Origin of the sequence: Amycolatopsis taiwanensis DSM 45107 (assembly GCF_000519205.1) — a bacterium.
Lineage (GTDB): Bacteria > Actinomycetota > Actinomycetes > Mycobacteriales > Pseudonocardiaceae > Amycolatopsis_E > Amycolatopsis_E taiwanensis.
In genome coordinates this window covers 38,557-62,755 of record NZ_JAFB01000029.1, presented here as the reverse complement: position 1 = coordinate 62,755, position 24,199 = coordinate 38,557, and the positions used below count along the sequence as shown (strand labels likewise).

At 69.3% G+C, this 24,199-nt stretch carries 26 protein-coding genes and 1 pseudogene; 14 read left to right on the top strand and 13 right to left on the bottom strand.

Going from position 1 to position 24,199, the window contains the following annotated elements:
- Positions 1–65: 65 nt before the first annotated feature.
- Both A3CU_RS0123135 and A3CU_RS0123130 read right to left on the bottom strand, forming a co-directional pair.
- The gene (locus tag A3CU_RS0123135) at positions 66–488 is read right to left on the bottom strand and encodes a MarR family winged helix-turn-helix transcriptional regulator (protein WP_043842249.1); all 423 of its coding nucleotides are present in this window, start codon (positions 486–488) and stop codon (positions 66–68) included.
- 54 nt (positions 489–542) lie between these two features.
- Positions 543–1,982 carry an NCS2 family permease gene (locus tag A3CU_RS0123130; RefSeq protein ID WP_084143619.1) on the bottom strand — a complete coding sequence of 480 codons (1,440 nt, stop codon included), beginning with the start codon at positions 1,980–1,982 and terminating at the stop codon, positions 543–545.
- A gap of 74 nt (positions 1,983–2,056) precedes the next feature.
- On the opposite strand from A3CU_RS0123130, the gene A3CU_RS0123125 reads away from it, so the two are divergent.
- Positions 2,057–2,344: a DUF2530 domain-containing protein gene (locus A3CU_RS0123125; protein WP_245617278.1), complete on the top strand. Its 288-nt coding sequence runs from the start codon at positions 2,057–2,059 to the stop codon at positions 2,342–2,344.
- A gap of 118 nt (positions 2,345–2,462) precedes the next feature.
- On the top strand, positions 2,463–3,047 hold the full coding sequence (locus A3CU_RS46220) for an RDD family protein (RefSeq protein WP_156960511.1): 585 nt from the start codon (positions 2,463–2,465) through the stop codon (positions 3,045–3,047).
- A 190-nt stretch (positions 3,048–3,237) separates the two neighbouring features.
- On the opposite strand, the gene A3CU_RS0123115 is transcribed toward A3CU_RS46220, so the two are convergent.
- Together A3CU_RS0123115 and A3CU_RS0123110 are read right to left on the bottom strand one after the other, a co-directional pair.
- On the bottom strand, positions 3,238–5,988 hold the full coding sequence (locus A3CU_RS0123115; RefSeq protein ID WP_043842201.1) for a sacsin N-terminal ATP-binding-like domain-containing protein: 2,751 nt from the start codon (positions 5,986–5,988) through the stop codon (positions 3,238–3,240).
- A 7-nt stretch (positions 5,989–5,995) separates the two neighbouring features.
- Positions 5,996–6,778, bottom strand: coding sequence for a DUF3027 domain-containing protein (locus A3CU_RS0123110; protein ID WP_027944306.1), 783 nt, complete (start codon positions 6,776–6,778; stop codon positions 5,996–5,998).
- Between the two features lie 102 nt (positions 6,779–6,880).
- On the opposite strand from A3CU_RS0123110, the pseudogene A3CU_RS46215 reads away from it, so the two are divergent.
- The 3 genes and pseudogenes from A3CU_RS46215 to A3CU_RS0123085 all read left to right on the top strand — a co-directional run bounded on the left by A3CU_RS46215 (position 6,881) and on the right by A3CU_RS0123085 (position 10,085).
- Positions 6,881–7,608 (top strand): annotated as a pseudogene (locus tag A3CU_RS46215) (glutaminyl-peptide cyclotransferase).
- Positions 7,609–7,786: 178 nt separating this feature from the next.
- Positions 7,787–9,523 carry an MFS transporter gene (locus A3CU_RS0123090; protein ID WP_027944303.1) on the top strand — a complete coding sequence of 579 codons (1,737 nt, stop codon included), beginning with the start codon at positions 7,787–7,789 and terminating at the stop codon, positions 9,521–9,523.
- 19 nt (positions 9,524–9,542) lie between these two features.
- Positions 9,543–10,085: a DUF2771 family protein gene (locus A3CU_RS0123085; protein WP_052372016.1), complete on the top strand. Its 543-nt coding sequence runs from the start codon at positions 9,543–9,545 to the stop codon at positions 10,083–10,085.
- A gap of 5 nt (positions 10,086–10,090) precedes the next feature.
- Here the strand turns inward: A3CU_RS0123085 and A3CU_RS0123080 are convergent, their stop codons facing one another.
- Positions 10,091–10,477: a cold-shock protein gene (locus A3CU_RS0123080; protein ID WP_027944301.1), complete on the bottom strand. Its 387-nt coding sequence runs from the start codon at positions 10,475–10,477 to the stop codon at positions 10,091–10,093.
- Between the two features lie 185 nt (positions 10,478–10,662).
- Here A3CU_RS0123080 and A3CU_RS0123075 point away from each other — a divergent pair, with 185 nt between their 5' ends.
- Positions 10,663–10,884: a hypothetical protein gene (locus A3CU_RS0123075; protein ID WP_027944300.1), complete on the top strand. Its 222-nt coding sequence runs from the start codon at positions 10,663–10,665 to the stop codon at positions 10,882–10,884.
- An 8-nt stretch (positions 10,885–10,892) separates the two neighbouring features.
- Here A3CU_RS0123075 and A3CU_RS0123070 read toward each other — a convergent pair whose 3' ends face one another.
- Positions 10,893–11,510 carry an HAD family hydrolase gene (locus A3CU_RS0123070; protein WP_027944299.1) on the bottom strand — a complete coding sequence of 206 codons (618 nt, stop codon included), beginning with the start codon at positions 11,508–11,510 and terminating at the stop codon, positions 10,893–10,895.
- A gap of 83 nt (positions 11,511–11,593) precedes the next feature.
- Between A3CU_RS0123070 and A3CU_RS0123065 the strand changes: the two genes are divergently transcribed.
- From A3CU_RS0123065 to A3CU_RS0123045, 5 genes are read left to right on the top strand one after another with little or no spacing between them, the layout of a single operon-like run.
- A complete protein-coding gene (locus A3CU_RS0123065; protein WP_027944298.1) occupies positions 11,594–12,217 on the top strand; it encodes a TetR/AcrR family transcriptional regulator in 624 nt (207 codons plus the stop codon).
- Positions 12,214–13,173: a R2-like ligand-binding oxidase gene (locus A3CU_RS0123060; RefSeq protein ID WP_027944297.1), complete on the top strand. Its 960-nt coding sequence runs from the start codon at positions 12,214–12,216 to the stop codon at positions 13,171–13,173. The genes A3CU_RS0123065 and A3CU_RS0123060 overlap by 4 nt, the downstream gene beginning before the upstream one ends.
- A 47-nt stretch (positions 13,174–13,220) precedes the next feature.
- The gene (locus tag A3CU_RS0123055) at positions 13,221–14,879 is read left to right on the top strand and encodes an AMP-binding protein (protein WP_027944296.1); all 1,659 of its coding nucleotides are present in this window, start codon (positions 13,221–13,223) and stop codon (positions 14,877–14,879) included.
- Between the two features lie 46 nt (positions 14,880–14,925).
- Entirely contained in the window at positions 14,926–15,687 is a 762-nt protein-coding gene (locus tag A3CU_RS0123050; RefSeq protein ID WP_027944295.1) for a PhzF family phenazine biosynthesis protein, read from the top strand.
- The gene (locus tag A3CU_RS0123045; protein WP_027944294.1) at positions 15,687–16,061 is read left to right on the top strand and encodes a YccF domain-containing protein; all 375 of its coding nucleotides are present in this window, start codon (positions 15,687–15,689) and stop codon (positions 16,059–16,061) included. The genes A3CU_RS0123050 and A3CU_RS0123045 overlap by 1 nt, the downstream gene beginning before the upstream one ends.
- A gap of 354 nt (positions 16,062–16,415) precedes the next feature.
- Here the strand turns inward: A3CU_RS0123045 and A3CU_RS0123040 are convergent, their stop codons facing one another.
- From A3CU_RS0123040 to A3CU_RS0123010, 7 genes are all read right to left on the bottom strand, one after another.
- The gene (locus tag A3CU_RS0123040; RefSeq protein ID WP_027944293.1) at positions 16,416–17,225 is read right to left on the bottom strand and encodes a metallophosphoesterase family protein; all 810 of its coding nucleotides are present in this window, start codon (positions 17,223–17,225) and stop codon (positions 16,416–16,418) included.
- A gap of 23 nt (positions 17,226–17,248) precedes the next feature.
- Entirely contained in the window at positions 17,249–18,028 is a 780-nt protein-coding gene (locus A3CU_RS0123035) for an HAD-IIA family hydrolase (protein ID WP_052372014.1), read from the bottom strand.
- Positions 18,025–19,134, bottom strand: coding sequence for a sulfate/molybdate ABC transporter ATP-binding protein (locus A3CU_RS46210; RefSeq protein ID WP_052372013.1), 1,110 nt, complete (start codon positions 19,132–19,134; stop codon positions 18,025–18,027). Before A3CU_RS46210 ends, A3CU_RS0123035 begins: the two co-directional genes overlap by 4 nt.
- Positions 19,131–19,961: an ABC transporter permease gene (locus A3CU_RS46205; RefSeq protein ID WP_084143617.1), complete on the bottom strand. Its 831-nt coding sequence runs from the start codon at positions 19,959–19,961 to the stop codon at positions 19,131–19,133. Before A3CU_RS46205 ends, A3CU_RS46210 begins: the two co-directional genes overlap by 4 nt.
- A gap of 10 nt (positions 19,962–19,971) precedes the next feature.
- Entirely contained in the window at positions 19,972–20,724 is a 753-nt protein-coding gene (gene modA, locus A3CU_RS0123020; RefSeq protein ID WP_027944291.1) for a molybdate ABC transporter substrate-binding protein, read from the bottom strand.
- Entirely contained in the window at positions 20,721–21,125 is a 405-nt protein-coding gene (locus A3CU_RS0123015) for a TOBE domain-containing protein (protein WP_027944290.1), read from the bottom strand. The genes modA and A3CU_RS0123015 overlap by 4 nt, the downstream gene beginning before the upstream one ends.
- A 75-nt stretch (positions 21,126–21,200) precedes the next feature.
- Entirely contained in the window at positions 21,201–21,671 is a 471-nt protein-coding gene (locus A3CU_RS0123010) for a MarR family winged helix-turn-helix transcriptional regulator (protein WP_043842198.1), read from the bottom strand.
- 88 nt (positions 21,672–21,759) lie between these two features.
- Here A3CU_RS0123010 and moaA point away from each other — a divergent pair, with 88 nt between their 5' ends.
- The 3 genes from moaA to A3CU_RS0122995 all read left to right on the top strand — a co-directional run bounded on the left by moaA (position 21,760) and on the right by A3CU_RS0122995 (position 24,185).
- Positions 21,760–22,824: a GTP 3',8-cyclase MoaA gene (gene moaA / locus A3CU_RS0123005; protein ID WP_027944288.1), complete on the top strand. Its 1,065-nt coding sequence runs from the start codon at positions 21,760–21,762 to the stop codon at positions 22,822–22,824.
- A 76-nt stretch (positions 22,825–22,900) separates the two neighbouring features.
- Positions 22,901–23,155, top strand: a complete 255-nt coding sequence (locus A3CU_RS0123000) for a MoaD/ThiS family protein (RefSeq protein ID WP_052372012.1) — start codon at positions 22,901–22,903, stop codon at positions 23,153–23,155.
- A 367-nt stretch (positions 23,156–23,522) separates the two neighbouring features.
- Complete coding sequence (locus A3CU_RS0122995; protein ID WP_027944286.1) at positions 23,523–24,185, top strand: LysM peptidoglycan-binding domain-containing protein; 663 nt, start codon at positions 23,523–23,525, stop codon at positions 24,183–24,185.
- Positions 24,186–24,199: the final 14 nt, after the last annotated feature.

The following is a 24,199-nucleotide window of genomic DNA, read 5'->3' as shown; positions in this document are numbered from 1 at the left end:
GTCTTGGCCTTGGGTAGCGTTCGTTCTCGGACTTTTCTGCTCGCTACCCTTTTCCGGCCGCACCGTTATTCGTTCCCCGCCATCCTGTCGATGATCTCCGCTGCCCTTGCCAGTACCGCGCGCTCTTCGGCGCCCAACTCCGCCAGTTTGCGGTCCAACCATGCCTCGCGCGCCGAGATCGTCTCCTCGACGTAACTCCGGCCCGCCGCCGTGACCGCCACGATGAACTGCCGGCCGTCGGTCGGATGCGCGCTGCGCTCGACGAACCCCAGGTCTTCGAGCGCGGCGATGACCCGCGTCATCGACGGCGGCTGGACGCCTTCCTTCGCGGCGAGCCGACCCGGGGAGAGCGGTCCGCATTTGTACAATGTGGACAGTGCCGCGAGTTGTGTGAGCGAGATGCTCTGATCGGCCCGTTGTGCCCTCAGCTTGCGGTTGAGCCGCACCACGGCTAGCCGGAGCCGGCTCGCCAGCCCCAACTCCCCGATATCGGACACATACTTAGCATACCTTACGATCGGCGAGCCAGGCAGACAGACGAACTACTTCAACGCCTCCTGGATCGGACCAACCGCGAAGTAGGCGACGAACGCGACCGAGATCGCCCACATCAGCGGGTGGATCCGGCGGGCCTTACCGGTGGCCACCTGAAGTACCGTGTAGGTGATGAACCCCGCGCCGATCCCGTTGGCGATCGAGTAGGTGAACGGCATCACGACGATGGTGACGAACGCGGGCAGCGCCACGGAAAAGTCGGTGAAGTCGATGTCGCGGACCTGGCCGATCAGCATCGCACCGACGATCACCAGCGCCGGCGCGGCCGCTTCCACCGGCACCGACGCGTAAAGCGGGGTGAGGAACATCGCCGCGAGGAACAGCACTCCGGTCACGATGTTCGCCAGCCCCGTTCGCGCGCCCTCGGCGATGCCGGACGCCGACTCCACGAAAACCGTGTTGGAACTGGCCGAGCCGAGGCCGCCGGCGGCACCCGCGAGTCCCTCGACGAACAGCGCCCGGCCCACCCGCGGCAACTGACCGTCCGGACCGAGTTGCCCGGCTTCCTTGGCCAGCCCGGTCATCGTGCCCATCGCGTCGAAGAAGTCCGCCAGCACCAGGGTGAACACCAGCAACAGCACGGTGATCGCCGGCAGCCGGGTCCACGCCCCGAACGACACGTCCCCGACCAGGGACAGGTCCGGCACGCCGAAGACCTGGCCGGGCAGCGCCGGGTAACCAAGGCTCCAGCCCTTCGGGTTCGTGCCGTTGGACGGCCCGGCGTGCACGATCGACTCGACGATGATCGCCAACGCGGTGGTGGCGAGCACGCCGATCAGGATGCCGCCGCGCACCCGCTTGGCCACCAGGATGCCGGTGATCAACAGCCCCACCACGAAGACGACGGTGGGCCAGGACGCGATCGACCCGTTGAGGCCCAGCCCCACCGGCACCGTGGTGTTCGCCGCGTCCGGCAGCCGGCGCACGAACCCGGCGTCGACCAGGCCGATGAAACAGATGAACAGGCCGATGCCGGCGGCGATCGCGGACTTGAGCGCGGCGGGTACCGCCTTGAACACGGCCGTGCGGAAGCCGGTGAGTACAAGCGCCACGATGATCAGGCCCTCGATCACCACCAGGCCCATCGCCTCCGGCCAGGTGACCTGCGGGGCGATGGTGACCGCGACCAGGCTGTTGATGCCCAGCCCGGTGGCGATGGCGAACGGGTAGTGCGCGACCACTCCCATCAGGATGGTCATCACGCCGGCCACCAGGGCGGTGACCGCGGCCACCTGAGGCACCGGCAGGATGCCGCCGAGCACGTCCCGGTGCGCCGCGGGCGACGAGGCCGAGAAGCTGCCGATGATCAACGGGTTGAGCACGACGATGTAGGCCATCGTCACGAAGGTGACCAGGCCGCCGCGAACTTCGCGGCCCACCGTCGACCCTCGTTCGGTCACCTTGAAGTAACGGTCGATCACGGACATGCTTCCTGCCTTTTCCACGGCCACGCGCAGCGCCGGCGCGGACCCACCGAGCCCCGGCGGGTAGCCTTCCTGACGTGGGCGATCCAATCAACTCTTCGGGGGCGAAGGACACACTGCGCCCGGTCCCGGAGTTGCCGGCTCGGTTGGTCGACCTCTTCCCGATCGTGGTCGTCGGCACAGTTCTGTGGCTGGCCGGCCTCATCGTCCTGGGCATCCGCTGCGCCGTCACCGGCCAGTCACCGGACGTGTGGCTGTGGACGACCGTCGCCGGTGTCGTGATCAGCTGCATGGGCCTGGGCATCATGTCCTGGCAGCGCGCTGCCGCCCGCCGTGGCTCCCGCGGCGCCCAAAACGGCCTCTGACCCGCGAGTCCCCCACTCCCGACCCGCGAGTCCCCCGTTCCCGTCGCGCGAGTCCCTCACTCCCGTAGCGCGAGTCCCACGTTGGCGACCCGCGAGTCCCACACTCCCGGCGCACGAGTTGCGCTCGGCGTACCGATTTCCCCCAAAAATTCACCCGGCGAGTTCTATTCTCATCACCACCATGACGATTCCGCCTCCGCCCGGCCACCCGCACCAGCCGGTGACCGAAGTCGCATCGCGAGAACGGGTCAAGACGCGCTTCGATGTCGAATCCGTGCGGCGCCGCGATGTCCGGCGGCTCCGGCAGTACGGCCCGCCGCCCGGTGTCTCGTTTCCAGCCAAACACGGTCGCGCGTCGGACCCGCGTTACCCGTCGCCGAGCAGCTTCCGGTTCGGCGTCGGATTCGCCATCGACCTGCTGCTGCACCTGGCCGCCGCGGTAGGCACCCTCGGAGCCCTCGCGGGTTTGCCCAACGTCCCCTTCTGGTACCCGCTCCTGGGAGGGGTGGGCGCGTACGTCGCACTGTCGATCATCAACCGCATCTTCGTCCAGTGGGCATTTCAAGCCACCGTGGGAAAAGCGCTGGTCGGCCTGTGCATGATCCGTGACGACACGGGCGGACGGCCGACCCTTTGGTCACTGACCAAGCTCTGGTTATTCGGCCTTTTCGGGACGATCGTCAACGTTTTGACTTCTTGGTGAGTGACGACGCTCGAAGCTCAACTCGCCCAACCGCACCGCCGAACTCGCACGACGGCAACGGGGGACTCGCGCGACGGCAACGGGGGACTCGCGCGACGGGAACGGGGGACTCGCGCGACCGGAACGGGGGACTCGCGCTACGGGAACGTGGGACTCGCGTGACGGGAACGGGGGACTCGCGCGGATGGGGTTAGGCGAGGGAGGCGGCGGGGTCGGGGTCCTCGAGTAGCGCGGTGATGAGGTGGCGGTCGGACCAGCGGCCGGTGGCCCAGGAGAAGGCGCGCGCGAGACCGAATGGCGTGTCCTCGGCGTGTTGTTCCCCGTGAAACGAACCACTTTGGACCCACCACGGCGCGGCGTGCTTGACACCGTCAACCTCGACCACCAGTTCCTCGTGCACGACGACCCCGCCGTCGGGCACCGGGATGTCGAGCAACTCCGCGACCATGGTGATGGCGGTCAGCTCCGACCACGGCACGTACTCACCGTCATCCGGCACACGAGCGGAGACCAGTTCGCTCAGCAGTGGCACGTCGAGCAGTTCGGCGAGTGTCTCGGCCCGGCCCGGCGCGGTGGCCACCAGGCGGGCAGACGGCCATACCGCGATCAGCCACGGCCGGTCCAGGACGGCAGCGTCCTCGGCGTCCAGCACCGTGCCGTCAAGCGCGCGAACCCGCTCGGGCGGGTCCAGGTCCGGCCATTCCAGGTCGGCGTCGACGACGGCGGCATACGCCCGCGAAGTCAGCCCAGGCGCGATCGTCCGGGCCTGATCGCCCAGGCGGTCCAGCAGGTCGGCCGCGTCGTCGAGATCGGCCACCGTCAACTCGGCGCGGACCCCGACTGCTGCGAGCACGTCGAGGCGCACGCCGACGTCCGGAACCGGGTCGTACAGCCCGGCCAGCGCCGAAGCGTCCGGCAGCCGCCAGTCCTCCGGCGCACGGCCGGCGAGCACGGCGTTACGGGCCAGCCACTGGCCCGCCGGACCGGTCAGCGCCTGCCACGTCTCCCGCTGCCCGGCGAGCAGCCGGAGCGCCTGCGGCCAGGCGTCGTCGGCCACCAGGTCGAGATCGCGGATCTCCCCCTCCGTCACCACGAAGCCGTCGAGCACGCCGACCCGGGTCAACGTCTCGGCCGGCCACTCATCGGCGAAATCCGCGTCCAGCACGGAAAGCGGGCCGTCGCCCTCGAGCGCATCGGGATCGAGGACCTCGAGGATCGGCGAGGTCGGCAACACCAGTTCGTCCGCTCGGCGCCACCCGTCCGACGCGGGCAGGGCGAGCGCACCCAGCCCGCTCGCCGACGCCTCGGAAGCCAGTCGCAGCACGGCTTCCACGAGTGGCAGGATGTCCAAACCGGACTGTGCGTCCTCGACGCTGCGGTCCACCGCCTCCCGCAGCGCGGGCGCGTCGAGCACCTCGGCCGCCTCGGCCCGGCTCGCGCCCAGGCGCAACAGCAGCGGGTGCGCGGCGTCGGGGTGGACCAGCCGCAGGCCGGTGACCTCCGCCCGGGCCAGCAACTCCAGCAGCTCACCGCCGAAGAGCAGGGCGCCGCGCGGGCCGGGCACGGTGCGACCGTCGGCGAGCGGCACCGGCAGGGCCCCGAGGTCGTCCGCGGACACCGCATGCGCTTCCAGCAACGTCTGCAACTCGTCGAAGAGCGAATGCCACCAGGGCGGCGGGCGATCGACGCCGGTCAGCATCTCGATCAGTTCCGGCAGGTCGAGCCGCTCGGCGCCCACGGCGGCCAGTACACGAGCCGGCTCGGGTCCGCACGCGGTGACCAGGCGCGGCACGATCGGCGCGAGCAAGCCGATCAGAACGGGCGACTCCACACCCAGCACGCGCGCGCCCGAACCGGCCAGCTCACCGCCACCGGCCGCGGGCAGCCAGGGTTGCTCGGCGAGCTGCCGCACCACGTATTCGCGCAACCTGCCGTCGGCTTCGGACAGCGGGAAGCCGGCCTTGGGCACCAGCGTGAGCCGGTCGTCCGGGGGAAGCGCTCGGACCAGTTCGGGATAGCCACGCGCGGCTGCCTCCAGTGCGGCTCCGGCGTCCGGCAGCAGGCGGCGGCGCGAGGGTTCCAGCGGAACCGACGCGATCAGCCGGGCAGGCAACGACAGGCGCTCGTCGGTCGGCGTCGGCGCGTGCAGGACGTCACGTTCCAGCGGAACCGGTCCGTCCTCGACCGGCACCGCCCACAGCCAGCCGGGGCCGGACCGGGTGAGCCAGCGCCGCACGTCCTCCGGCGTCGCCAGCACGACCTCACCGTCAACTTCGGACCGCGTCCAAACGACGCCGTCGACCTCGAACCGGGCCAGCCAGGGCAGCGCGAGCAGCAGGTCCTCGACCTCCACGGCGAGACGGTCGAGCAGGTCATCGGGATCGATCGCCGCGAGCAGCGGCAGCCGCACCTCGGTGTCGAACCCCTCCGGCGGCTGCTCGTCGACCGGCCACGGCAGCCGCAACACGGGCACATCTCCGGCAGTCCCGATGGCTTCCCGGGTACGCGACTCGGAAAACGCGACCCCGCCGGTACGCGAGATCACCCGGGGCTCGGTGCTGACCGCGAGCACGGCCGCGAACCCGACCCCGAACTGGCCGACGGTGCCCGCCTGTTTCGCCGAGGCACGCAGCGACGAGAGGGCTTCCACCCCGGGCGCGTCCAGCGGTGCACCGGTGTTGGCGAACCGCAACTCACCATCCACAACAGACACTCGGACGGTGCCGGGAGTGCCCGCGGTAAGCGCCGCGTCGGCGGCGTTCTGGGCCAACTCGACGAACAGCCGGTCCCGGTAGGCCCCGACCCGCAGGTCGTGCTCGACGTTGGTGTCCTCGGTGAGCCGGGTCGGCGAGTCGCGCCACGCGCGCAACACCGCTTCCCGCAGCGCCCCGGTTTCGAACGGATCTTCTTCGCGCGCGGAAACTTCCGCCGACTCGCTCACGAGGTGATCATTCACCGTCGCCGGCAGGCTTGCCCAGGGGCTCCATGTCGAGCAGCGAGTCGTCGTAGACGAGTTCGGCCACCGGCACCGAAGAGGTCACCTCGACCTCGACCTCGGAATGTGCGCCGCAGCCGTACTCGGTGTTCACCACGTGCCCGTCGGCCGGGGAGATCTCGTTGCCGCACACGCCGAACGCGGCCCGCAGCGAACCGGCCAGCTGAAGGTAGAAACCGCAGGTGCCGCAGGTCGCTGGCGCGCTGCGGGCCATGTCCGAGCGCGGCCCGAACTCCCCGTTCCGCCACCGCGTGGCGGCTTCCTGACGGCCGAACCGGGACAGCACGTGTACCCGGCCGAGCCCGATCTCGCGCGCCACCTCCTCGACGGCGGGATCGTCGGAGCTCAGGTACGCGGGGACGAGGCGCGGATCGTCCTCGTCGGTCGGGAAGATGTCGCCGACGCCGAGATCGCCCGCCCGCACGCGGCGCTCCCACGGCACCCACTTGGGCGCGACCAGCGCCTCCGGTCCCGGGGTCAGCATGACCTCGCTCACCGTCACCGGCTCGCCGGCGCCCGCCGTCGCCACCGTGACCGACCAGCGCCAGCCGCGGTAGCCGGGCATCTCGGCCTCGAACAGGTGGCTGACCGAGACCGCGTCCTCGGGCTGGATCCCGACGTGGGCGCCGACCTGCCCGGCCCCGGCCTCGTCGACCGCGGCCGCGCGGGCAAGCTCCACGGCGTCGGCCAGTGCCCGCCGGACCGCGCCGTCGTCCAAGGTGAGCAGGAGCGTCATGCCCCAATTGTGCAGTGTTCAGGCCAGCGCAGTCATGTCAGGGTGGGTCCCGTGCGCACGCTCCTCACCATCCTGCTGATGGCCACGCTGACCGCGTGCGGAATGACCGCGCCGAGCGGGCTGCCGAACCTCCAGATGGTGGTGCTCGCCACTTTGCCACACGATACGTCCGCGTTCACCGAAGGGCTTGAGTTCGCCGGTGACCGGTTGTACGAGAGCACCGGCCTGCAGGGCCGGTCCTCGCTGCGCGCCGGGCCGCCCGGGCAGCCACCCCAGGTCGATGTGTCGCTGCCGACGCCCTTGTTCGGCGAGGGCATCACCGTGATCGGGCCAAAGCTGTGGCAGCTGACCTGGCAGAACGGGGTCGCGATCGAGCGCGACAGCGCGACGCTTGCCGAGTTGCGGCGGGTCTCCTACCAGGGCGAGGGCTGGGGGCTGTGTCACCAGCCGGGGCGGCTGGTGATGAGCAATGGATCGGACCAGCTCACCTTCCGCGACCCGGTCACCTTCGCCTCGCAGGGCACCGTCACGTGCACGGCGACGGTCGGACCTTTTCGCAGCTCAACGAGCTCGAGTGTGTGGGCGAGGACGTTTATGCGAACGTTTGGCAGACCAACGAGATCCTCCGCATCGACCCGGGTTCCGGCACGGTCACCGGGCGGATCGACGCCTCGGGGCTGCTCACGCCGCAGCAGCGGCAGGATGCGGACGTGCTCAACGGCATCGCCGCGATCCCGGGCACGGACGAGTTCCTCGTCACCGGCAAGCTCTGGCCCACGATGTTCCGGGTCAAGTTCGTAACGGGGCAACTTGGGCAAGACCACGCATAACGCGACATGCGCGCCCGCGGTAACAGCAAACGACATTGGGAGGTAGGCCGCCGTCGTGATTGAGCGGCAGCCGACGACGGGTGTCACGGCCTGTCTACCCGCGCACGTTCGTTGAGGAACAGTGACGCAGACACCAATCACCCGTACACGCGCGGCGCGGTTAAGGCAAGATTGAGTCGTGGGGCGGAAGCGTAAATGGACACCGGAACCGGGTGCCGGCCGAGGGTGGCACCCGGCCGGCCCGCCACAGCGCCCGGTTCCGGCGGCGCATGATCCGTCCCGCCGCCCGCCACCGCCCTCGATGGACCCGGGTCAGGGCCGGACGTCGATGCGCCGGCCCGGGCCGGAACCGCGGCGAGCGGAGCCCTTCCCACCAAACGCCAGGTCCATGCCACCCCGTGGCGCGCGCCCGTATCCGCCGCCGTCACGCCGCACCGAGCCGCTCTACGAGCACTACGACACCAACGGCTACCCGCCGCAGCAGCCACGCGAAGAAAAGCGACCGCGCGAAGAAGAGACGCATTTCCACCGCAGCGAGGCCGCCGCCGGCGCGCTCCCGCGCATGCCGAAGAAGATCACGGTCACGCGAGTGGCCGCGTTGCGCGGCCGCCAACTCGGCGGCCGGGCGGTCAACGCGTTCCGCCGGGCGACCACGGCCGACGGCGCGGACCGTTCGGGGCTCACCAAGCTCACCTACGCGGTGATGCTGAACTACGCCAGCGACGCGGCCATGGCCGTGGCGCTGGCCAACACGCTGTTCTTCGCGGCGACCAGCGGCCAGGGCCGCGGGCGCGTCGCCCTCTACCTGCTCATCACCATCGCCCCGTTCGCGCTGGTCGCACCAGTCATCGGGCCGGCGCTGGACCGGATCCAGCGGGGCCGCCGGCTCGCCATGTGCGTCTCCTCGGTCGGCCAGGCGCTGATGGCCGTGATCATGGCGCTGCACTTCGACGACTGGGGCCTGTATCCGGCGGCGCTGGGCATGATGGTGCTGTCGAAGTCGTTCACCGTGCTGAAATCGGCGATCACGCCCAGAGTCGTGCCTCCCGAGATCACTCTGTCGAAGACCAACGCCCGGCTGACCGTGTTCGGGCTGGCCGCGGGCGGGGTGTTCGGGGCGCTCGCCAGCGGCGTGAGCTCGTTTGCCGGCTCGTCGGGCGCCCTCTGGTTCACCGCGCTGATCTGTGTCGCCGCCGCGTGGCAGTCGATGCGCATCCCCGCCTGGGTGGAGGTCACCGAGGGCGAGGTGCCGACGTCGCTGATGGCTCGGCCCGAGCCCGAGGCGAAGAAGCGGCGGCAGGTGCTGGGCCACGACGTCGTGGTTGCCTTGTGGGGCAACGGAACCGTCCGCGTGCTGACCGGCTTTTTGATGATGTTCGCCGCGTTCGCGGTCAAGGCGCAGGCCGAGGAAAGCGGGGACAGCCCGTTCGTTCAACTGGTGATGCTCGGCGCCATCGGTGCGGCGGCCGGAGCGGGCGGGTTCGTCGGCAACGCGCTCGGCTCGCGGCTGCAGTTCGGCCATCCCACCCAGGTGGTGCTGGCCGCGGTCGCCGCGGCCGTCGCGTCCACCATCCTCGCGGCGATCTTCGCCGGGATCGTCACCGCGGCCGTGGTCGGGCTGGTGGGCTCCACGGCGAGCGCGCTGGCGAAGGTCAGCCTGGACGCGGTCATCCAGGCGGACCTGCCGGAGGAATCGCGGGCGTCGGCGTTCGGGCGCTCGGAAACCGTGCTTCAGCTGGCCTGGTGCTTCGGCGGTGCGGTCGGCCTGCTGCTCCCGCCGGTCTACTGGGTCGGCTTCCTGGTGGTCTCGCTACTGCTGGTGATCGGGCTGGCGCAGACCTTCCAGGTGCAGCGCGGCGGTTCCCTGTTGCCCCGCCTGCGCGGTCGGTACCCAGCCCGCGCCGCCGAAGAGTAGTGCTCGTAGGGTTCTTCTCATGCGGCGAAGCGGGAAACTGTGGCGGGATCGTGGCGTGCTGGGCAGGAGGTCCTGGCGCGGGGTCCTGCTCCTCGCCGGCGCCACCCTCGCGTTGAGCGCATGCGCGCCCGCGGGCCCACCGGAGGTCACGTTCTACTCGGACGGGCACACGGTCAACGCCAAGCCGCTCGTCAACTGCGACGCCCTGGTGCGCGACTGCAGCAAGGACCCGAACGCCGCGGTCAACCTCAAGGTCCGGCCCGGCAAACCGGTGCAGGTGTCGGTGCCGGTGGAAGTCAGTGACACGCCATGGCTGGTGATCACCCAGTTCACCGACGCGAACGGCGCGCTGCAGGCCAAGCAGCAGTATTTCCCGCGCAACAGCAAGCTCGCCTACACCGCGACGCCGGACGCACCGGCCGACCAGATCGTCGTCGTCGAGGTCCAGCAACTCGGCGCCGCGTTCGCTGCGGACGCCTCGGGCAACCCGATTCTCGACGAGAGCGGCAACCCGCAACTTGTCGCGCGCGCCTACTGGTCGCTGCAGGTCCAGCCCGGCTGAGCGGTTTACGGGTCGAGGTCGCGGGCGATGGCGCGCAGGGCCTCGGCGATCGGCTTGCTGCTGCGGCGGTCCGGGTAACGCCCACGGCGCAGGTTCGGCTGCACCTTCATCTCCAACAGTTTGATCAAATCCTCGATCACACCGTGCAACTCCTCGGCGGGACGGCGGCGCGCCTCCGCCACCGACGGCGGGGCGTCGAGCAGCCGGACGGACAGCGCTTGCGGCCCGCGCCGGCCGTCGGCGACGCCGAACTCCAGCCGCTGACCTGCCTTGAGTGCCTCGACGCCCTGCGGTAGCGCGGTCTTGCGGATGTACACGTCCTCGCCACCGTCCTGGGTGACGAAACCGAACCCCTTTTCCGCGTCGTACCACTTGACCTTGCCGGTCGGCACTGCCCTCACCCAATTCCTTCACTCTGCTACACGACGAACGCGCCCTGGGCGTACCCAGGACGCGTGCCCTTCAGCCTATCCCGGTAGGCACCCTCGGGAGAAGTAGATACAGGATTTCTGACTGCGGTGCGCAGCCTTTCCGTTGCGGGCGGGGGTGGGTGACGGGTGGGGCTAACCTTTGTCTCATGGAAACATCGCCGAAGGCATACCTGCGTCAACCCTGGCTCATGCGGCTGGGCATAGGGGTGTTCGCCGTCGGTGTGCTCGCCGTGCTGACCGTGTTCATCATGTTCGCCGCGGGCCTGCGCGAGCTGCCGGTGTGGCTCAGCGCGGCCGCCGGGGTGGCCACGCCGCTGGGCCTGGTGCTGGGCTTCATCGCCCTGGTCCGCGAGCACCGGTCGCGCTGAGCGAGGTATCAGAGCCCGTTCGCCAGCCGCGTTTCCAGCCAGGCGGGGAACGCATCGAGGCTGTCGAAGACGACCTCGGCCCCGGCCGCGACGAGTTCGTCACGGCCGCACGGTCCGGTGGCGACGCCGACGGGAACGGCGTCCGCGGCCAGCGCGCCCCGGATGTCGCCGAGGTGGTCGCCCACGTAGACCACCGCGCCATGCTCCCGTAGCGCCACGGCCTTCTGGTGGGCCCACAACTCCCCGACCAACAGGTCGACCTCGAACTCGAGCGCCTTGACGTGCAGCGCGGCGTTCGGCGCGTACTTCCCGGTGACCACCAGCGTGCGGCCGCCTGCCCGGCGCACCGCCTCGAGCGCCGCGTGCGCGCCGGGCAGCGCCACCGTCCCGGCCACCACCATTTCCGGGTACAGCTCGCGAAACCGGGTCACCAGCTCGGGAATCCGTTCCTCGGGTGCGCCGCAGTCCCGCAGCACGTGATCCAGCGGCGGACCGAGGTTCGCCGCGAAGTGCTCGCCGTCCAGCGACAGCCCCGCCTCCACGCCGAGCGTGTTCAGCACCGCGGCCATGCCGGGCCGCGGATCGATGAGTGTCATGTCGAGGTCGAACCCGATCGTGATCGCCACGGCACCAAGGTATCGGGCTTTACAAAGTAACGGCTTGGGTCAAGCGTCTTGACATTGAGCGAGATGATGTCAAGCTCAGGTTCGTGACTGAGATCACCTTCTCGGAGCGAACGAAGGCGTCGTTGCGGGAAGCCCTGCTCGACGCGGCGGCGAACCTGCTCGCGACCCACGGCTACGCGGGGCTGCGGATGGCCGATGTCGCAGCGGCGGCCGGGGTGAGCCGGCAGACGGTCTACAACGAGTTCGGCACCAAGACCGACCTCGTGCAGGCCGTCACCCTGCGGACGACGTCGGAGTTCCTGGACGGCATCCACCGCCGACTGGAATCCGCCGGTGACCTGCTCACCGGCATCCGTTCCGCGGTCATCTACACGATCCGGCACGCCAGGGAGAACACGCTGGTGGCCTCGGCCCTGGGCACCCAGGCCGGGGAGGATCTGCTCCCCCTGCTCACCACGCGCGGTGAACCCGTGCTCACCGCGGCCACCAGCTTGGCCGCGATGCACTACCGGGAGTTGGTGCCCGGCCTCGACGCCGACGCCGCCGCGCTGCTCTCGGAGACCGTCGTCCGGTTGGCGCTGAGCCACCTGGTGCTGCAAACCCACACGGCCGCGGAAGCCGCGGACATGATCTGCGCCGCGGTCGCGCCCTTCCTCGCCCACCATCTGTCCAAAGTGGAGAACGCTGTTCAACAGGAGGACAAGTGACCGACACCCTGAGCCACCGCCGCACCGGCTTCACCTCCCTTCGAGAGGGCGGGCTGAACTGGGACTCGTTCCCGCTGCGCCTGTTCGTCAAGGGCAACCGCAAGTTCTGGAACCCGGCCGACATCGACTTCGGCGCGGACCCGGCGGGGTGGGAAAGTCTCACCGCGGAGGAGCAGCGTTCCGCGACCTACCTGTGCGCTCAGTTCATCGCCGGCGAGGAGGCCGTCACCCAGGACATCCAGCCGTTCATGAAGGCGATGGCGGCCGAGGGCCGGTTCGGTGACGAGATGTACCTGACCCAGTTCTGCTTCGAGGAGGCCAAGCACACCGAGGTGTTCCGCCGGTGGATGGACGCGGTCGGCCTGACCGGCGACCTCACGCCGTTCGTCTCCGAAAACCCGTACTACCGCAAGCTTTTCTACGAAGAGCTGCCCGAGTCGTTGAGCGTGCTGGAACGCGACCCGAGCCCGTTGAACCAGATCCGCGCGAGCGTCACCTACAACCACGTGATCGAAGGAAGCCTCGCGCTCACCGGGTACTACAGCTGGCAACTGATCTGCACCGAGAAGCAGATCATGCCGGGCATGCAGGAGCTGGTGCGGCGGATCGGTGACGACGAGCGCCGGCACATGGCCTGGGGAACGTTCACCTGCCGCCGCCACATCGCCGCCGACGACTCCCTCTGGGCTGCGGTCGAGCAGCGGATGGGCGAGTTGCTGCCGCAGGCGCTCGGCATGATCGAGTGGGTCCAGGACCAGTTCGAGGAACCGCCGTTCAGCCGCGACCCGCAGGAATTCATCACCTACGCCGCCGATCGCGCGAAGCGGCGCCTTGGTGCCATCGAGTCCGCGCGGGGCGTCCCGGTCGAGCGGATCGATCTTGACTACTCACCGGAACAGCTCGAGGACACCTTCGGAGAGGAAGACGCGAAGGCCTTCGCCGAAGCCGCGAGCTAGCTTTAGACTCGCCGTCGTCGACGCTGACGATTTCTCTGGGAGGCACCATGGCCGCCGCGCCCGCGGTTCCGAGCTACTCGTCGGGAACCTCGCAGGTGCCCCTGCTGGGAGACACGATCGGCGACAACTTCGACCGCACCGTGGCCGCCTTCGGCGACCGGGACGCGCTCGTGGACCGGCCGTCCGGGCGGCGGTGGACCTACCGGGAACTGGCGGCCGAGGTGGACGCGCTCGCGCTGGGGCTGCTCGAGGGCGGCATCGCCAAGGGCGACCGGGTCGGGATCTGGGCGCCGAACCGTGCGGAATGGACGCTCATCCAGTATGCCACCGCGAAGATCGGCGCCATCCTGGTCAACATCAACCCGGCCTACCGCTCGCACGAACTGGAATACGTGCTCAACCAGGCCGGCATCCGGTTGCTGGTGGCCGCGGACAAATTCAAGACCTCCGACTACGCCGGCATGATCGACGAAGTCCGGCCGCGCTGCCCGGATCTCACGCACGTGGTGCTGCTCGGCGGCGAGGAATGGAATTCGCTGCTACGGAACGGCCGCAACGGCGACGCCGAGCAGTTGGCCGGCATCGCCGTGACACTGAGCGCGGACGACCCGATAAACATCCAGTACACCTCGGGCACCACCGGGTTCCCCAAGGGCGCGACCCTGTCGCATCACAACATTCTCAACAACGGCTTCTTCGTCGGCGAGCTGTGCAATTACACCGAGGCCGACCGGATCTGCATTCCGGTGCCCTTCTACCACTGTTTCGGCATGGTCATGGGCAATCTCGCGGCGACCAGCCACGGTTCCTGCATGGTGATTCCGGCACCCGCGTTCGACCCGAAGGCGACGCTGCAGGCGGTGGCGGAGGAGCGGTGCACGGCGCTCTACGGCGTGCCAACGATGTTCATCGCGGAGCTCGCCGAGCCGGATTTCGACTCCTACGACCTGTCGTCGTTGCGGACCGGCATCATGGCCGGATCGCCGTGCCCGGTCGAGGTGATGAAGCAGGTCATCGAGCGGATGGGGATGGCCGAGGTGTCCATCTGCTACGGCATGACCGAGACTTCGCCGGTGTCCACCCAGACCCGCGCCGACGACTCCGTCGAACGCCGCGTGTCGACCGTCGGCCGGGTGGGACCGCACCTGGAGGTCAAGGTCGTCGACCCGGCGACCGGGCTCACCGTGCCCCGCGACACCCCGGGCGAGCTGTGCACCCGCGGATATTCGGTGATGCTCGGCTACTGGGAACAACCGGACAAGACCGCCGAAGTGATCGACGCCGCGCGGTGGATGCACACCGGAGACCTGGCCATGATGGACGGCGAGGGCTATGTGAACATCACCGGCCGGATCAAGGACATGGTGATCCGCGGCGGGGAGAACGTCTATCCGCGGGAGATCGAGGAATTCCTCTACACCCATCCCGACATTCTCGACGCCCAGGTGATCGGCGTGCCGGACGCGAAATACGGCGAAGAGCTCATGGCGTGGATCCGCATGCGGGCCGGCGCGACCCCGCTGACCGCCGAAGGCCTGCGCGCGTTCTGCTCCGGAAAGCTCGCGCACTACAAGATTCCGCGCTATGTGCACATCGTCGACGAGTTCCCGATGACGGTCACCGGAAAGATCCGCAAGGTGGAGATGCGCGAGCGTGCCGTCGAGTTGCTGGAGCTGGGTGACGTCGCCGGCATCCGGCATGCCTGAGCAAATTTGATCTTCGACGGTGGCGGCGGAGGGCTATCGTGAAGTCATGCGGATGTTCGTCGTCGATTCCTTCACTGGCAACGCGTTCCGGGGCAATCCGGCGGGTGTGGTGCTCCTCGACGCGCCGGCCGATGAAGCATGGATGCAGTCGGTAGCCGCCGAGCTGAAGCACTCGGAGACGGCGTTCGTGGAAACGGGCGGCGAAGGCCCGAAGCCGCTGCGCTGGTTCACCCCAACCGTCGAGGTCGACCTGTGCGGGCACGCCACCCTGGCCACCGGGCACGCGCTCGGCGGCGAGCAGATCTTCACCACGCGCAGCGGCGAGCTGCGCACCCGGGCGGAGAACGGCCGGGTCAGCATGGACTTTCCCGCCGACCCGCCGTCCACCGCCGAGGTGGACCTGGCGGCGGCGTTGCCCGGCGTCGGTGTCGAGGAACTCGTCCGCGGCCGGGACGACCTGCTGGCGGTGGTGGCCGACGCGGCCGAAGTACGCACGCTGAAGCCGGATCTGGACGCGATCGCCGGACTCCCCATGCGCGCCCTGATCGTCTCCGCGCCCGGCGACCGGCCCGGGATCGACTTCGTCAGCCGCGTGTTCGCGCCCGGGGTCGGCGTGCCCGAGGACCCGGTGACCGGATCCGCGCACTGCCTCCTCTCGCCGTACTGGTCCGCCCGGCTCGGCCGGCCGGAACTGACCGGTGAACAGGCTTCGCCGCGCGGTGGCGTGGTCGGGACCAGGCTCGAGGAGGGCCGGGTCACGCTGACGGGCCAGGCGGTGACCGTGTTGGAAGGCGAGTTGCTCGTCTGATGCGCCTTCTGTTGAACGTTATCTGGCTGGTGTTGTCGGGGTTCTGGATGGCGCTCGGCTATACCCTGGCCGGGGTCATCTGCTGCATCCTGATCATCACGATCCCGTTCGGCATCGCGTCGTTTCGGATCGCGAACTACGCGCTGTGGCCGTTCGGCCGCACCGTGGTGGACCGGCGCGATGCCGGCGCCGGCTCGTTGCTCGGCAACATCATCTGGCTCGTGTTCGCCGGGTTCTGGCTCGCCATCGGGCATGTGGTGACCGGGATCGCGCTCTGCGTCACGATCATCGGCATCCCGTTGGGCATCGCGAACTTCAAGATGATCCCGGTGTCCCTGCTCCCGCTCGGCCGGGAAATCGTGCGCGTCCCCTGACACCGCAACCCGTGTCCCCGCCCCAGGCACCCGAGTTCCCGCTCCAGACACCCGAGTTCCGGGTTCGGGCACCCGAGTTCCGGGTCCAGGCACCCGATTTCCCGCTCCAGGCACCCGAGTTCCGGGTTCGGGCATCCGTGTCGCCTGTTGGTTGAACCGAATCCCTGGGCCGCGAGCCCTGAACCCGGGACACAGCTTCCCGAACCGGGAACACAGCGGACTGAACCGGGAACATGGCGGACTGAACCGGGAACTCGGGCGCCTGAACCGGGGACACAGCGGCCTGAGGCGGGAAGTCGGTGGCCTGAGGCGGGGACACGGCAGGCTGGGCGGGGGCGGATTGGGCGGGCGTGGTTAGTCTTCGGGCTGCCACGGTAGGGGGACGACCAGGCAGGGACCGCCCGCGAACAGGCCGCCGTCGACGCCGAGCACCTTGCCGTCCGCGTACAGGAACGGCCCGTCGATCTGGGCGGGGTGGATGCCGAGCTGGTCGGCGATGACGCTGTGCCCGTGCACGATCCGCTCGCCCCCGAGCTGCGCGAGCAGCTCCTCGGCCACGTCCGGCCCGTCGGGACCGCGGAAGGCGTAGCGGGTGGTCATCCGCCGCCACACCTCCCACCACTCCTTGATGTCGTCGCCGGCCAGGATCTCGTGGACCGCCCGGTTGATCTGCCCGGCGTCCTCACCCCATCCGAGGTATTCGAGGGTGTCGGAATGCAGCAGCAGATGGTCCGCCGCGTGCGCCACCAGCGGCCGGGTGCTCAGCCATTCGACGTGCTCGAACGTGAGTTCGTCCTGGTCCTCCGGCTGCCCACCGTTGATCAGCCAGCTACGGGCGAAGCTGCGGGGCCCGAACCCTTCGGCCTCCCTGGGCACCTCGGCGTCGCCGAAGCGGTGCACGCCGAGCAGCAGGATCTCGTGGTTGCCGAGCAAGGTCCGCGCCGCGCCGCCGGCCTCGGCGGCCTGTTCCTCCAGGCGCATCACCAGCTCGATCACGCCGATCCCGTCCGGCCCGCGGTCCACGAAGTCGCCGAGGAACCACAGGTGCGCGTCGCCACCGCACCAGTCCCCGGCGTCGTCGACCAGCTCGCTCTCGCGCAGGGCCTCGACCAGCTCTTCCCGATGCCCGTGCACGTCACCAACGACATACGTTTGGACATCCACACCCCGACGATAGGCCCTGCTGGTCAGGCGAACGGGTCCTGGGTGTGCCCTACGAGGTCGGCGATGGAGTCGATCACCATCGTCGGCCGGTACGGGTAGCGGTCCACGGAGTCCTTGGTGGAGATTCCGGTGAGCACCAGGATGCTCTTGAGCCCGGCCTCGATCCCGGAGTGCACGTCGGTGTCCATCCGGTCGCCGATCATGACGGTGTGCTCCGAATGCGCGCCGAGCGTGTTCAGCGCCGAACGCATCATCAGCGGGTTCGGCTTGCCGACGAAGTAGGGCTGGCGCCCGGTGGCCCGCTCGATCAGGGCCGCTATCGACCCGGTGGCCGGCAGCAATCCCTCCAGGCTGGGGCCGGTGGCGTCCGGGTTGGTGGCGATGAACTTCGCCCCGCCCGCGATCAGCCGGATCGCCCTGGTGATCGCGGTGAAGCTGTAGGTACGGGTCTCGCCGAGCACGACGTAGTCCGGATCGGTGTCGGTGAGCACGTACCCGACCTCGTGCAGGGCGGTGGTCAGTCCCGCTTCGCCGATCACGAACGCCGAACCGTTCGGCCGCTGGCTGTCCAGGAACTTCGCGGTGGCCAGTGCCGAGGTCCAGATCCGGTCCTCCGGCACGTCGAGGCCCGTGCGGAGCAGCCGGGCGCGCAGGTCGCGCGGGGTGTAGATGGAGTTGTTCGTGAGTACGAGAAAACTCGTGCCGTGGGCGCGAAGTTCGGCGAGGAAGTCGTCGGCTCCGGGCACCAGGTGCTCCTCGTGCACCAGTACCCCGTCCATGTCCGTCAGATACGTCCACGTCATGTCCTGGGATTATCCGCGACGTGCAGCAGCTCCGGCGAGGGCATGGCTGGATGGACGGTGACCGTGATGGCCTTGACGGACAACCGGACCACCGTTCCCGGTTCCAGCCGCAGATCCGCGACGGCGGCCGGGGTGAGGTCCGCGGACAGCCCGGCCGCCCACCCGTCGCCCGCGGTGCGCAGCCGGATCACCGTGCCGTGCGGTTCGAGGGTGCCCACGACCGCCCGGAACGTGTTGCGCGGGCTACCGGGATGCCCGTCCTCGGCCGGATACACCGAGACCGCGCTCGGTGCGAACACCGCGACCGCCGGGCTGCCCGTTTCCATGTCCGGCGCGAGCATCCCGGCGACCAGGCTGCCGTCGTCGGTCCGCAACCCGTCCTCGGTCGCCGTGCCGGCTACCAGGTTGAGCCCGGCGATGCGCGCGGTGAACGCGGTGCGCGGAGCGGCGAGGACGTCCCGGGTCGGGCCGCGTTCCACGGCTTGCCCGTCGGCGAGCACCAGCACGTGGTCGGCCAATGCCAGGGCATCCAGCGGGTCGTGCGTGACCAGCACGGTCACGCGGTTGCCGGCCATCCCGAGCACCCGGCGCAGCAGCCCGCGGATCGCGGGCGCCGCGTCCACGTCGAGCGCCGCCAGCGGCTCGTCGAGCAGGAGCAGATCCGGGTCCGCGGCCAGCGCCCTGGCCACCGCGACCCGCTGTGCCTGCCCGCCGGAGAGCTGCGCCGGGCGGCGGTCGGCGAACTCGGCGGCGTCCACCTCGGTGAGCCAGTGGCGGGCGAGTTCACGGGCACGAGCGCGGCCGTGCCCCTTCGATCGCGGCGCGAAAGCCACGTTGTCCAAAACGGACAGATGCGGGAACAGCAGCGGATCCTGTGACAGCAGGCCGATCGCACGGGCGTGTGCCGGCAGGTCGTGGAGGCTGCGCTCACCGAGCCTGATGGTGGCGCGGCTCGGGCGCAGCAGCCCCGACAGGCAGCCGAGCAGGCTCGACTTGCCCGAACCATTGGGGCCCAGCACCGCCAGTACGCCACCGGCGGGCACGTCCAGGCTGACGTCCAGGTCGAAGTTTCCCCGCGACAGCTCGATCTCCGCGTGCAGACTCACCGTGCTCGCCTGCCAGTTCCCTTCAGACGCTTGGCGCCACCGGTCGTTTCGGCATCGACCACCGCGTCCACCGCCCGTGGCCGGGCCACTGCGATGACGACGACGGCGACCACGACGAGCAGCAACGCCACCGCGACCGCGCTGTCCACATCGGACTCCGACCGGGTGTAGACCTCCAACGGCAGGGTCCGGGTCACGCCCTGCAGGCTGCCCGCGAACGTGATCGTCGCGCCGAATTCGCCAAGCGCGCGGGCAAAGCTGAGCACGGCGCCGGAGCCGAGCGCCGGCAGCAGGAGCGGGACCGTCACCCGGCGGAAGACCGTCCACGGCCGGGCGCCCAGCGTCGAGGCGACGCGCTCATAGGCGTCGCCACCCCCGCGCAGGGCGCCTTCCAGGCTCACCACGAGGAACGGCATCGCGACGAAGGTCTGCGCGATCACCACCGCCGCGGTGGTGAAGGGAACCTGGATTCCCGCCGTGACCGTGAGGAGGTAACCGAGAAAGCCCTTTCTGCCCAGCAAATACAGCAGCGCGAGCCCGCCGACCACCGGCGGCAGCACGAGCGGCAGCAACACCACGGCGCGCAGCAGGCGAATGCCGGGTATCGCCGAGCGCGCGAGGACGACGGCCAGCGGTACGCCGAGCAGCACGCACACAACGGTGGACAACGCCGCCGTCTCCAGCGACAACCGCAGTGCCTGGAGCGAGGCGTCCGAGACGATCAGGCTGGGCAGCCGCCGCAGGTCCGTGCGGGTGAGCAGGCCCACCACCGGCAGCACCACGAGTGCCAGTGCCAGCGTGGCCGGCACCCACAGCGGCCACGGCACCCGCCGACCGTCATGGCGTGCCAAAGCCGGCCTTCACCAGTTCCTGCCTGCCCTGCGCGCTCAGCACGAACTGCTCGAACTGCCGCGCGAGGTCGGGCTGCGGGGCGTCCTTCACGACCGCGATCGGGTAGTTGTTCGTCGCCCCGGCGGCCTCGGGGAAGTCCACCTCGGTGACCTTGCCGCCCGCCGTGCCGGCGTCGGTGACGTAGACGAGCCCCGCGTCGGCGTCACCGGACGCGACCTTGGCCAGCACCTGCTTGACGTCCTGTTCCTCGCTGGCCGGCTTGAGCGTGACGCCGGTGTTCTGCTCCACCTTCTGAGTCGCCGCCCCGCACGGAACCTGCGGGGCACAGGTGACGACGACCAGCCCCGCCCTGGTCAGGTCCGCGAAACCCGCGATGCCCTTGGGGTTTCCGGGCGCGACCGCGATGGTGAGCCGGTTGGTGGCGAACACGGTCGGCGTGCCGTCGATCACCCCGCCCTGCACCGCCTTGTCCATGTTGGCCTGATCCGCCGAGGCGAACACGTCGGCCTTGGCACCGTTGCTCATCTGCTGCACGAGCGACGAGGAGCCGGCGAAGTTGTAGGTCACCGCGACCCCGGGGTGCTGGGCCTCGAACTCGGTCTTCAAGGCGTTGAAGGACTCCGTGAGTGACGCGGCGGCGAAGACGGTCAACGACTTCGAATCGGCGGAACCTCCCGCCGACCCGCACCCGGTACCCACCAGCGCCACCACGGCGAGTGCGGCCAGGACCTTCTTCATTGAGCTCCTCCCGGGGTTTCCACGACCACCTGCGTTGCCTTCACCACCGCGACGGCGAGCACCCCGGGCCGGAGCCCGAGCTCCCGCACCGCTTCGCTGCTCATGAGCGACACCACCCGGTGCGGACCGCACTGCAGCTCCACCTGGGCCATCACCTTGTCCGTGATCACCTCGGTGACCAGTCCGACCAGGCGGTTACGGGCGGACCGGCCGACGGCGGAGGGATCACCGGGCTCGGCGGCCTGTTCCCGGGCGAACGCGGCGAGTTCGGCGCCGTCGATGACCTTGCGGCCCGCCGAGTCGGTACCGGCGGTCAGCTGACCGGCCCGCACCCAGCGGCGGACGGTGTCGTCACTGACGCCGAGCAGCCCAGCGGCCTCAGATAACCGGAATTGCGGCATAACCGCGACATTATCTCCGCAACTGCGGAAAAGCCAGGCGCAGACGTGTTCTCGGTGACTGTGGCCGGAAGCCGGCTACCCGAGGATGTCTTGGCGCATCAACTCGATGATCTCGCGCTGATACCGTTCGATCGCCGCGCGCTCCGCCGGGGAGAACCTCACCAGTACCTTCTCGGTGGCGACCATGGCCGACTCGAACAGCGGCGCGTACTTCTCCTCGTCCACCGGCAGGATCTCGACCAGGACCTTTCGGCGGTCCTCGGTGTCGCGCACCCGGCGGACGAATCCCGCCCGCTCCAAGCGGTCGATCACGCCGGTGACCGCGCCCGTGGACAGGCCGGTGAGCTGGGCGATCCGGCCGGCGGTGAGCGGGCCCTCCGCGCGCGCGGCCAAATCCAGTGCCTTGTGGTCGGTGCCGGACAGGCCCATCTGGTCGGCGATCCGGGCGTGCCGCAGGACGGAGAGGGTGCTCATCTCGCGCCCGAGTTCACCGAACCGTTCCAGCTCCTCGGGTGACACGGAGTACCTTGGCTCATGCTCCGGCATCCCGGTTCCCTCCAAGAGCAGAAACACTAGCTGTCTAGAATATTCTAGTGATCGCACGGAGCCGGTCCTCCGAGCTAGGCTGGTGACAATGAGTGTGGTGAATCTCGGGCTTCCTCGCGTCAACCACGCACGCGACCTGGCCAGCACGCCACGGCCGGACAATCCCGCCCTGATCGACACCTTCGGGCGGGTGGCGACCGACCTGCGTGTTTCCCTGACCGACCGGTGCAACCTGCGGTGCACCTACTGCATGCCCGCCGAAGGGCTGCCGTGGCTGCCCCACGAGGACGTGCTCACCGACGACGAGCTGTTGCGCCTGCTCAGGATCGCGGTGGAGCGCCTCGGCATCACCGACATCCGGCTCACCGGCGGCGAGCCGCTGCTGCGCCGGGGCCTGGAGGAGCTGGTCGGCAAGATCTCCCGGCTGCAGCCCCGCCCCCGGCTTTCCATGACCACCAACGGAATCGGGCTCGCCAAGCGCGCGGCGGCGCTCAAGGCCGCGGGCCTGGACCGGATCAACGTCTCGCTGGACACCGTCGATCCCGAGACCTTCGCCCGGATCGCGCGCCGCGACCGGTTGTCACACGTGCTGGACGGGCTCGCCGCGGCCCGCACGGCCGGGCTAGACCCGGTGAAGGTGAACGCGGTCCTGCTGCGCGGCATCAACGAGCACGAGGCGCCGAGCCTGCTGCGGTTCTGCCTCGACCACGGCTACCACCTCCGCTTCATCGAGCAGATGCCGCTGGACGCCCAGCACGGCTGGAACCGTGCCGAGATGGTGACGGCGGAGGAGATCCTCTCCTGGCTGCGGGCGGAGTTCACGCTCACTCCCAGCCCGGACGCGCGGGGCGGTGCGCCCGCGGAACGGTGGCTGGTGGACGGCGGCCCCGGCGACGTGGGCGTGATCGCCTCGGTGACCCGGCCGTTCTGCGCGGCCTGCGACCGGACCCGGCTCACCGCCGACGGCGCGGTGCGCTCCTGCCTGTTCAGCAATGACGAGACGGACCTGCGCGGCCTGCTGCGCGGTGGCGCCGACGACGAGGAAGTGGCCAAGGTCTGGCGGATGACCATGTGGGGCAAGCTCGCCGGCCACGAGATCAACGACGCCGGGTTCGCGCAGCCGATCCGGCCGATGAGCGCGATCGGAGGGTAGCGCGCGTCATGATGCTCCCGGCTTCGGCGACGACAGAGCGCGCGCCACGATCGCGCACGGAGGGAAAGGACGCCGCTTGACCACGGTGTTGGTGCGGTACTTCGCGTCCGCGCGCGCTGCTTCCGGAGTCGATCAGGAGGTGCTCCAGCTGCCCGTCGGGGCATCGGTGTCCGAGGTGCTGGGGTTACTGCGGGAACGCCACCCGGACGCCCTTGGGCGCATTCTCGAAGCGGCCAGTTTTCTCGTTGACGGTATTGCTGTGCGCGACTATTCCCGTCCCCTTCCGGACGGTTCGGAACTCGACGTTCTGCCTCCTTTCGCCGGCGGTTGAGTGACCGAGTCGGGTGTCGCACCAACGGACCAACGGTGCGAAACCGACGTGACCCGCGCCTCACGAAGCGTGAAATATCTCGACTCGGATACGGGTCGGTAACGACGCGCTGACCAGCAGAAACACCCAAATCGTAGTAGGTTGCGTAATGTTACTGTGATGTAGGTCACAGGCAGAATAATTTCCGATCACGCTGTTCGTTACGTACCGTCGCTTCTCGGCTGGCCCCGACCGGCCACGGCAAGACCAGGATTCCAATGCGCCAATCCTGTCCGGCGGAATCCTGACCCGATACCCCGAGCGAAAGACGGCTTCCGGACAGGACGAGGGACCCGACCCCCGAGGCGCTGGAGGCCGAGAAGGTGGAATGTCCTACCGAGGCAAGCACCGCAAGATGTCCCCCGCCGCCCGCAACATCGCCCGCTTCGCCGTCGCGGGCATCGCAGTCGGCACCCCGCTGGCAATCGCTGCGACCCCCGCGCAGGCCTCCAGCGTGAACTGGGACGCCATCGCGCAGTGCGAGAGCGGTGGCAACTGGAGCACCAACACCGGCAACGGCTACTACGGTGGTCTGCAGTTCTCGCAGAGCACCTGGAAGGCCTACGGCGGTGTGGGCAGTCCGCAGAACGCGTCCCGCGAGGAGCAGATCGCCGTCGCCGAGCGCGTCCTGCAGAGCCAAGGCATCGGCGCCTGGCCGGTCTGCGGCAAGAAGGCCGGAGACAACGGAACCTTCACCGGTAGCAACACCAAGGGCTCGACTCCCAAGACCACGCAGAAGAGCACTCGTACCGAAGCTCCGCGCAAGGCGCCCGCAGCTACGAAGAAGGCACCCGCTCCCGCGCCGGCCAAGATCGCTGCGCCGTCGTCGAACCCGAACGGTGACTACACCGTCGTCGATGGCGACAGCCTGTCGAAGATCGCCGACAAGTTCGATGTCCAGGGTGGCTGGCAGCAGCTTCAGAAGCTGAACGGCCAGTACATTCCGGACGCCAACCTGATCCTCGTTGGCCAGACGATAGCAACCAAGTGACCTGCTGAAAGGCC

Coding starts and splice junctions, on each gene's coding strand:
- A3CU_RS0123130 (WP_084143619.1), bottom strand. CDS start 1,982: ATGTCCGTGATCGACCGTTACTTCAAGGTGACCGAACGAGGGTCGACG.
- A3CU_RS0123110 (WP_027944306.1), bottom strand. CDS start 6,778: ATGACGCTCCTGCTCACCTTGGACGACGGCGCGGTCCGGCGGGCACTG.
- A3CU_RS0123085 (WP_052372016.1), top strand. CDS start 9,543: ATGCGGCGAAGCGGGAAACTGTGGCGGGATCGTGGCGTGCTGGGCAGG.
- A3CU_RS0123075 (WP_027944300.1), top strand. CDS start 10,663: ATGGAAACATCGCCGAAGGCATACCTGCGTCAACCCTGGCTCATGCGG.
- A3CU_RS0123055 (WP_027944296.1), top strand. CDS start 13,221: ATGGCCGCCGCGCCCGCGGTTCCGAGCTACTCGTCGGGAACCTCGCAG.
- A3CU_RS0123050 (WP_027944295.1), top strand. CDS start 14,926: ATGCGGATGTTCGTCGTCGATTCCTTCACTGGCAACGCGTTCCGGGGC.
- A3CU_RS0123045 (WP_027944294.1), top strand. CDS start 15,687: ATGCGCCTTCTGTTGAACGTTATCTGGCTGGTGTTGTCGGGGTTCTGG.
- A3CU_RS0123035 (WP_052372014.1), bottom strand. CDS start 18,028: ATGACGTGGACGTATCTGACGGACATGGACGGGGTACTGGTGCACGAG.
- modA (WP_027944291.1), bottom strand. CDS start 20,724: ATGAAGAAGGTCCTGGCCGCACTCGCCGTGGTGGCGCTGGTGGGTACC.
- A3CU_RS0123015 (WP_027944290.1), bottom strand. CDS start 21,125: ATGCCGCAATTCCGGTTATCTGAGGCCGCTGGGCTGCTCGGCGTCAGT.
- A3CU_RS0123010 (WP_043842198.1), bottom strand. CDS start 21,671: ATGCCGGAGCATGAGCCAAGGTACTCCGTGTCACCCGAGGAGCTGGAA.
- moaA (WP_027944288.1), top strand. CDS start 21,760: ATGAGTGTGGTGAATCTCGGGCTTCCTCGCGTCAACCACGCACGCGAC.
- A3CU_RS0122995 (WP_027944286.1), top strand. CDS start 23,523: ATGTCCTACCGAGGCAAGCACCGCAAGATGTCCCCCGCCGCCCGCAAC.